Source organism: Desulfovibrio sp. OH1186_COT-070 (assembly GCF_003860215.1).
GTDB lineage: Bacteria > Desulfobacterota > Desulfovibrionia > Desulfovibrionales > Desulfovibrionaceae > Desulfovibrio.
This window is the reverse complement of record NZ_RQYH01000051.1, coordinates 1-7171: the sequence shown is the minus strand read 5'-3', so window position 1 is coordinate 7171 and position 7171 is coordinate 1. Positions and strand designations below refer to the sequence as shown.

The window sequence follows — 7171 nt, the reverse complement described above, 5'->3', positions numbered from 1 at the left end:
CGCCACGGCGCGCCTGTACGCATAATCCGGAAGACCGCATTGATAAAGCGCCGATTGTCGTGGGCCCTGCCTCCCCAGCTTCCTTCACGTCCGGGCAAGTGGGGTTCAAGTTTTTTCCAAACCGAATCAGAAATGTCGTGCCGTCTGTGGGCTGCTGTGGGCATATGTTCCTCGCTTACGGTTGAAGACAAGCGAACTGTGCCACAAAATGAAAATTTAAACAATTTCGTGACTACACTGCCTAGTTTAAAGGAGGGATACACCACCGATGCGCGCTTTTCGTTTTAAAAAGTGTTTCAAAACTGAAATATTCGCAAATATTAAACACTGTCATAAAAAATATAATTAAAATATCAGCATGTTATGTTTGGCATGAAACTTGATATTAATTTTTTGAGTACTGGCTGCGAGCATTTCATTTTTATCAAAGAACTTTCAACAGCAAGGATTCACCATGAAGAAAACAACCCTTCTGAAACAGCTCCTTGAGGATCCCAAACTGCTTGTTGCCCCAGGAGCGTATGATGTTCTCAGCGCAAAAATTATTGAAAATTCAGGGTTTAAAGCAGTCTACATGACAGGGTACGGCACATCGGCCAGCGTGCTGGGCCAGCCGGATGTGGGTTTGTTGACCATGTCTGAAATGGTGGAGCGTGCCCGCAATCTGGCGGAAGCAGTATCGGTTCCGGTCTTGGCGGATGGCGACACGGGTTACGGAAACCCACTCAACGTCATACGTACTGTACGCGAGTACGAAAGGGCCGGAGTGAGCGCCATTCAGCTTGAAGATCAGGCTTTTCCCAAGCGTTGCGGGCATATGTTGGGCCGCAGGGTCATCCCCAAGGACGAAATGGTGCAGAAGATCAAGGCCGCCGTCGATACCCGGCGTGACGATGATTTTGTCATCATCGCCCGCACGGACGCCCGTACCAATCACGGAATAGAAGAAGCCCTTGAACGAGGTAAGGCCTATGAAGAAGCAGGCGCCGACCTGCTGTTCATCGAATCTCCAGAAAATGTCGAGGAGATGAAGCTTATCAACAAAACTTTTCCCAATACTCCCACATTGGCGAATATGCTGGAAGGCGGTCGTACGCCTATCCCCACCATCAATGAACTTGAGGCCATGGGATTTGGCATTGCCATTTATTGTACGGGGCCATTATATGCGGCGGCCAAGGCCGTTCGGGACTATATGAATCACCTCATGAAAACCGGTACTACATCCGACTACTATAAAGAATTGCTTACATTTTCTGAATTCAACGCCTTCATTGGACTGGATCAGTATAATGCCCTGAGCAAAAAATACGCCGACTGAGGCATATGGTGCTGGGGCTTCCAGCCCCAGCTACTTTGTTCTCACTGATGGCTAACCTTGTGTGTCCATGACGGTTTGCCCTACAGTACACGCAATCCCAAACCTTTTTTATAAGGAATTCCCATGCCGAACTTTATGTCACAGCCATACCGCATCGCCCTTGTGGCACCTTATGGCAACTTGACGACCGTGTTCGCGCGCGTGGCGAAAGGATTGCCATGTACCCTTACCGTGCAGGCGAATGTGGCCTTGGACGAGGCTGTTTCCGCAGCGCGCGCCATGTTGACCCAAGCTCCGGAAGGCCAGGAACCCGAAGTCATATGCAGCCGTGGAGGTAGTGCCGACTTTATTCAAGCAGAGCTGGAAGTGCCCGTGGTGGAAGTTTCAACCACATCCGTGGACCTGCTTCGTACGCTGCTGCCCTTCACTGGCAAGGTTCACCGTGTCGCGTTTTTTAAGTACCAGACCCCCATGCCCGAGGTGCAGACTGTGGGCAAGGCCTTGCGGATGGAAATACGGGAATATCTCTTTCACAGCCGGGCCGAAATGATGTCCCGCATGATGGAGGCGGCAGCTGAAGGCGCCCAGATGGGTGTTGGCGGCAGCTTGGTTGGGTCCATGCGTGAACTCAGCGGCATAGACGGCGTTGTGCTGGAGGCGGGTGAAGATGCCGTGTTGCGGGCGTTACGGGAAGCCTTTTCCTTGGCGCGTGTGCGCCGCACCGAGCGGCAACGCCAAGCTCGCACCGTGACTATCCTGCAAACCATTAACGAAGGCGTGATTGTGACGGATGAAAACAACATGCTTACCCTCATCAACCCGGCTGCAGAAAGCATACTCGGTGTCAGTGCGGCCCAAGCTCTGGGCCATGATTCGCGAGAAAAAGTTCCTAACACACAGACCTGGAATGTCTTGCAGACCGGTGAGCCAGAGCTGAATAAACTTCAAGACATCAACGGAAAGATTATCGTCACCAACCGGATCCCCATCAAGGCGGACGGCAACACAATCGGCGTGGTCTGCTCCTTTTCCGAAGCAGAAAAAATACGTCACGCAGAACGACAGTTGCGCAATAATGCCAAGGCGAGCCATCTCAAAACCCGCTATGGCCTTGAGGATATTATCACAGCCGATACCGGCATGAAAAATATCGTGAAACTGGCGCGAAGCTACGCCCGGACAGACGCTTCCATATTGCTGCAAGGTGAATCCGGTTGTGGCAAAGAGCTGTTTGCTCAGGGCATCCATCGGGCCAGCAAGCGTGCCAACGGGCCTTTTGTGCCGGTCAACTGCGCTGCTATCCCCGCCTCATTGTTGGAGAGCGAGCTGTTCGGCTACGAGGATGGCGCGTTCACCGGGGCACGACGCCACGGAAAGGCCGGATACTTTGAGCTGGCACACGAGGGAACCCTCTTTCTCGATGAAATAAGTGAACTGCCGCACCATCTTCAGTCCCGGCTGTTGCGCGTCCTTCAGGAACATGAGGTTATGCGCATAGGGGGCGCGCAAATGATTCCCGTGGACGTGCGCATTATCTGCGCGTCCAATCGCAGTCTCGCTGGCATGGTGCGCTCGGGGCAGTTCCGTCAGGATCTTTATTATCGCTGCAATGTTCTTCCCATCACTGTTCCACCGTTGCGTGAGCGCGGCAGGGATATCCTGTTGCTGGCCTGCCATTTTTTGCATCACAACCCTGGCGGAGACTTCAAAAAAACATTGACGCCTGCATCTCTCAAAGAATCCTGCGGGGAGCGGCTGTTGGGGCACACATGGCCGGGCAACGTACGTGAACTGGCAAACGTTATGGAGCGATTGGCCTTGGCCTGGCAGATTTTTCCTGACCAGACGCTAGACGCGCTCCTTGAACGCATTTTTATCAGCGAACTTGGTGGAATACAATTAGAGCCCTTGGACGATGTATTGCCTGGGGGCTCGCTGCGCGAAATCGTTCGGTGGGCGGAGCAACAGGCCATCCGTCGAGAGGTTATTGCCTGTGACAACGATTACACCAAGGCGGCCCGTCGGCTTTCCATAAGTCGCGCAAGTCTCTGGCGAAAGTTGCGGGCGGCATCAAAGCCTATTGAAGAGTATCGGTAAAGAATAGCAATACGTTTTCCAGATTTACAGGTGATGCGAAAACGAACGAATGAGGCATCAACCATTTGGAAAGACATGTAATCCATGGAGGATCTCCAATGAAACACGTCATAAAGTGCAGGGGCATCAGCCCCGGGCGTGCCACCGGCGAAGTTCTGCTTTGTCGGCAACCCATTGGCTTCAACTTCGGCTTCGATTGCGCCACAGGAAAGGTTATCGAGTACAATCACGAGCTTGAAAACATTTCCATCAAAGATAAAATCCTTGTTTTTCCTTATGGCAAGGGAAGTACCGGGGGTTCCTACGTCATCTACCAACTTGCCCAGATGGGTACAGGTCCAAAAGCTATCATCAACCTGGTCACCGAAACCATCATTACCTGCGGCGCCATCATGGGACACCTGCCTGTGGTGGATAGACTGTCCGAAGACCCTTTCTCCGCACTGCGGAATGGCGACATCGTCACAGTGGATGCTGACTCCGAACAAGTTATCATTGAGGAGGCGAGCCATGATTCTGCACGATGATGACAAGCGTGTTCTAGACGGCGAAGGAGGCGAAGCGCGGCGTCTTGCCATGGAAATGCTGGTAGCCCTCGGCAAGATCTACGACGCGGAAAAGCTTATTCCCATTCAAAGCGCCCATGTAGCGGGCCTTTCCTACCGGTCTCATGGCGATGCGGGCATGCACTGGATTGAGGAAATGGCCGATTCTGGAGCGCGGGTAAGCGTTCCCACTACGCTCAACGTCATAGGGGTTGACCGTTCTCGCGATCTGGGGCTGCCTGGGGAATGGTGTGACAAACAACTGCGTATCAATGATGGATATGTTAGGACGGGCTGCTACGGCACATCCTCTTGCGTACCGTACCTGTATGGATTTGTTCCCCGGTTTGGTGAGCACATCGCCTGGGCTGAGTCCTCGGCCGTAGCCTTCACCAATTCATTTTTGGGCGCACGCGATAACCGTGAAGGCGGCCCGAGCGCCTTTGCTGCCGCCCTGGTTGGCAAAACCCCTTGCTACGGCTTCCATCTTGACAAGAACCGGCGAGCGCATGTCCGGTTCAGGGTAACGGTACCCATTGACGACTTGGCCGACGTGGGCGCTCTGGGGGCCTATGTTGGCAGTAATATCGGCGTCCACAATCCCGCCTTTGCGGGGTTGCGGCCACTCAGGCTTGAAGAACACATTTACCTCAGTGCTGCCTTGGCCAGCAGCGGCGGCGTGGCTCTTTACCACGTTGAAGGTCAGACGCCGGATGCCGTCATGCTTGGTTCTGGAATATACGCCGACAACTATGATGAGGTTGAAATCGGCCCACAAGAACTAATACAGGGCTACGAGCGCCTCACGAGCAACAGTAACCGCCAGGTGGACTATGTGGCCGTGGGGTGCCCGCACCTGACGCTGAATCAGGTAGCCGAGGTAGCCGCCCTGCTGCAAGGGAAAAAAGTCAAGGACGGTGTGACGATGTGGGTACACACCAATATTCCCGTTAAGGCCATGGCGCGGCAAATGGGCTACCTGCAGATCATTGAAGACGCCGGAGCCGTGCTTACCCAGGATTTGTGCACCGTTCTGAGCATTCCGGAACAGCGTGGCCTGCACTCCTTGGCGACCAATTCGGCCAAAATGGCTTTCTATGCGCCCGGGTCCAACAGGCTGCGCACTTGGTTCGGAAGCCTCAAAAACTGCGTGAATGCCGCCTTCACCGGTTGTTGGAATGCCTGACTTTTTACTGCGAGGTATGAAGATGTCCGATTATTCGAAATATTACTGCGCTGTGCGCCAGTCCCCAGGGCACGGTCCGGCGCCGATCCCACAGGAGGGGCGCTGGTCAAAAGTCACAAAAGTGGAGGATATTTCCGGATTTGCTCACGGCTGTGGCACTTGTGCGCCGCAGATGGGTACATGCAAACTCACGCTCAACGTCAAGAACGGCATCATTGAAGAGGCTCTCATAGAGCATATCGGATGTTCGGGGATGACGCATTCCGCAGCCATGGCGTCCGAAATTCTGCCGGGAAAGACCATACTTGAAGCACTGAATACCGACCTAGTTTGTGATGCGACCAATAGTGCCATGAAGGCTCTTTTTTTAAACCTTGCCTACGGCCGCACGCAGAGTTCCTATTCGGATGGTGGGCTCCCGCTTGGCGCAGCCCTTGAGGATCTTGGCGGAACGCAACGCAGCCAAGTGGGCACATCTTACGGCAGCCGCGCAAAGGGCCCGCGTTATCTGGAAATAGCCGAAGGCTACGTTACCAGCCTCGCTCTGGACGCCAATGATGAAATTATCGGATATGCCTTCGTTAATCTTGGAAAAATGATGGATCTCATCGCCAGTGGAAGTTCACCGGATGCGGCATACGCAAGGGTACAGGGTGTCTACGGCAGATACGATGAAGCTGTCCGAATCATTAATCCCAGAGGCGCATAGGAGAGGAGGCCGTCATGATATGTTTTGAAGCTCAGGAATTGCGACAGCCCGCCATTGACGCCTGCTTGAAACAGTGCGGACTTCGGCATCTCGAAGAGGCGAGGGATCTGTTGCTGGAAAAAGGGATTGATGTTTTTGCTCTGGTACGGAACGTCCAGGCCATCTGCTTTGACGATGCCTGCTGGGCCTACTGTCTTGGTGGTGCTCTGGCGCTCAAGCTTGAGGCCGCTTCACCGGCGGACGTGGCCGAGGCCATAGGCCAAGGGCTGCAGGCGTTCTGTACTCCGGGTTCGGTGGCGGATAACCGCAAGGTGGGCCTTGGCCACGGGCGGCTTGCCAGCCGTCTGTTGCGGGAGGAAACACAATGCTTCGCCTTTCTGGCAGGGCACGAATCCTTCGCCGCAGCTGAGGGTGCCATTGGCATTGCACAGTCGGCAAACAATGTTCGCGTGAAAAAACTGCGGGTCATTCTTAACGGCCTGGGCAAGGATGCTGCCTACATTATTGCGCGCATCAACGGCTTCACTTATGTACGCACCGCCTACGACTTTGATGCGGACACCCTGCGCGTTGAAGAAGAGCGGGGATTCTCCACTGGCCCACGCGCAGCGGTGCGCTGCTACGGAGCTGACAGTGTGCCCGAAGGCGTTGCCATCATGCGCCACGCCGGGGTGGATGTGTCCATCACCGGCAATTCCACCAACATGACGCGATACCAGCACCCAGTCTCGGGTATTTACAAAAAATACTGTATTGACGCGGACAAGCCATATTTCGCCGTGGCTTCCGGCGGCGGCACAGGGCGCACCGTCCACCCCGATGACAATCAAGCTGGCCCGGCTTCATATGGCCTGACCGATACGGTGGGACGCATGTACTGCGATACTCAGTTTGCCGGTTCATCTTCGGTGCCTGCGCATGTGGAAATGATGGGTTTTATCGGCATGGGCAACAATCCGATGGTGGGCGCCACCGTGGCGCTGGCTGTAGCGATAGGTACGGCGTCAGTCTAACCTTATAGGAGAAAATCATGCATCCGCAGATGGAAATGATCCCCTGCGCTATTGTACGCGGGGGCACCAGCAAAGGCATTTTTCTCAAGGAAGCTGACCTGCCGAGTGATCCGAAAAAACGCGACGCGGTCATCCGCGCGGTTTTTGGCAGTCCTGATATTCGGCAGATCGACGGATTGGGCGGCGCCGACGTGCTCACAAGCTGTAATCCCCCCAAAAAATGGTAGCGTTTGAAAGTAGAATTTCCCATACTCATGAAGCGGGAGATTTTACATGAAAAAATCACGGTTTACAGACAGC

8 protein-coding genes are annotated in these 7171 nt (G+C 54.2%); 7 read left to right on the top strand and 1 reads right to left on the bottom strand.

Going from position 1 to position 7171, the window contains the following annotated elements; genetic code table 11:
• Positions 1-164 (bottom strand): transposase (locus tag EII23_RS11260; RefSeq protein ID WP_148091256.1); only part of this gene is annotated, 164 nt, incomplete at its 3' end.
• 290 nt (positions 165-454) lie between these two features.
• On the opposite strand from EII23_RS11260, the gene EII23_RS11255 reads away from it, so the two are divergent.
• The 7 genes from EII23_RS11255 to EII23_RS11225 all read left to right on the top strand — a co-directional run bounded on the left by EII23_RS11255 (position 455) and on the right by EII23_RS11225 (position 7098).
• Positions 455-1321 carry an oxaloacetate decarboxylase gene (locus tag EII23_RS11255; protein ID WP_124793460.1) on the top strand — a complete coding sequence of 289 codons (867 nt, stop codon included), beginning with the start codon at positions 455-457 and terminating at the stop codon, positions 1319-1321.
• A gap of 123 nt (positions 1322-1444) precedes the next feature.
• The gene (locus tag EII23_RS11250; RefSeq protein WP_124793459.1) at positions 1445-3418 is read left to right on the top strand and encodes a sigma 54-interacting transcriptional regulator; all 1974 of its coding nucleotides are present in this window, start codon (positions 1445-1447) and stop codon (positions 3416-3418) included.
• 98 nt (positions 3419-3516) lie between these two features.
• A complete protein-coding gene (locus tag EII23_RS11245; protein ID WP_124793458.1) occupies positions 3517-3945 on the top strand; it encodes an aconitase X swivel domain-containing protein in 429 nt (142 codons plus the stop codon).
• Positions 3929-5149 carry an aconitase X catalytic domain-containing protein gene (locus EII23_RS11240; RefSeq protein ID WP_185702382.1) on the top strand — a complete coding sequence of 407 codons (1221 nt, stop codon included), beginning with the start codon at positions 3929-3931 and terminating at the stop codon, positions 5147-5149. The genes EII23_RS11245 and EII23_RS11240 overlap by 17 nt, the downstream gene beginning before the upstream one ends.
• A 16-nt stretch (positions 5150-5165) precedes the next feature.
• Positions 5166-5858: an iron-sulfur cluster assembly scaffold protein gene (locus tag EII23_RS11235; RefSeq protein ID WP_124793456.1), complete on the top strand. Its 693-nt coding sequence runs from the start codon at positions 5166-5168 to the stop codon at positions 5856-5858.
• Positions 5859-5872: 14 nt separating this feature from the next.
• Positions 5873-6871, top strand: a complete 999-nt coding sequence (locus EII23_RS11230; protein ID WP_124793455.1) for a GGGtGRT protein — start codon at positions 5873-5875, stop codon at positions 6869-6871.
• 17 nt (positions 6872-6888) lie between these two features.
• A complete protein-coding gene (locus tag EII23_RS11225; RefSeq protein WP_221620389.1) occupies positions 6889-7098 on the top strand; it encodes a PrpF domain-containing protein in 210 nt (69 codons plus the stop codon).
• The last annotated feature ends 73 nt before the right edge of the window (positions 7099-7171 follow it).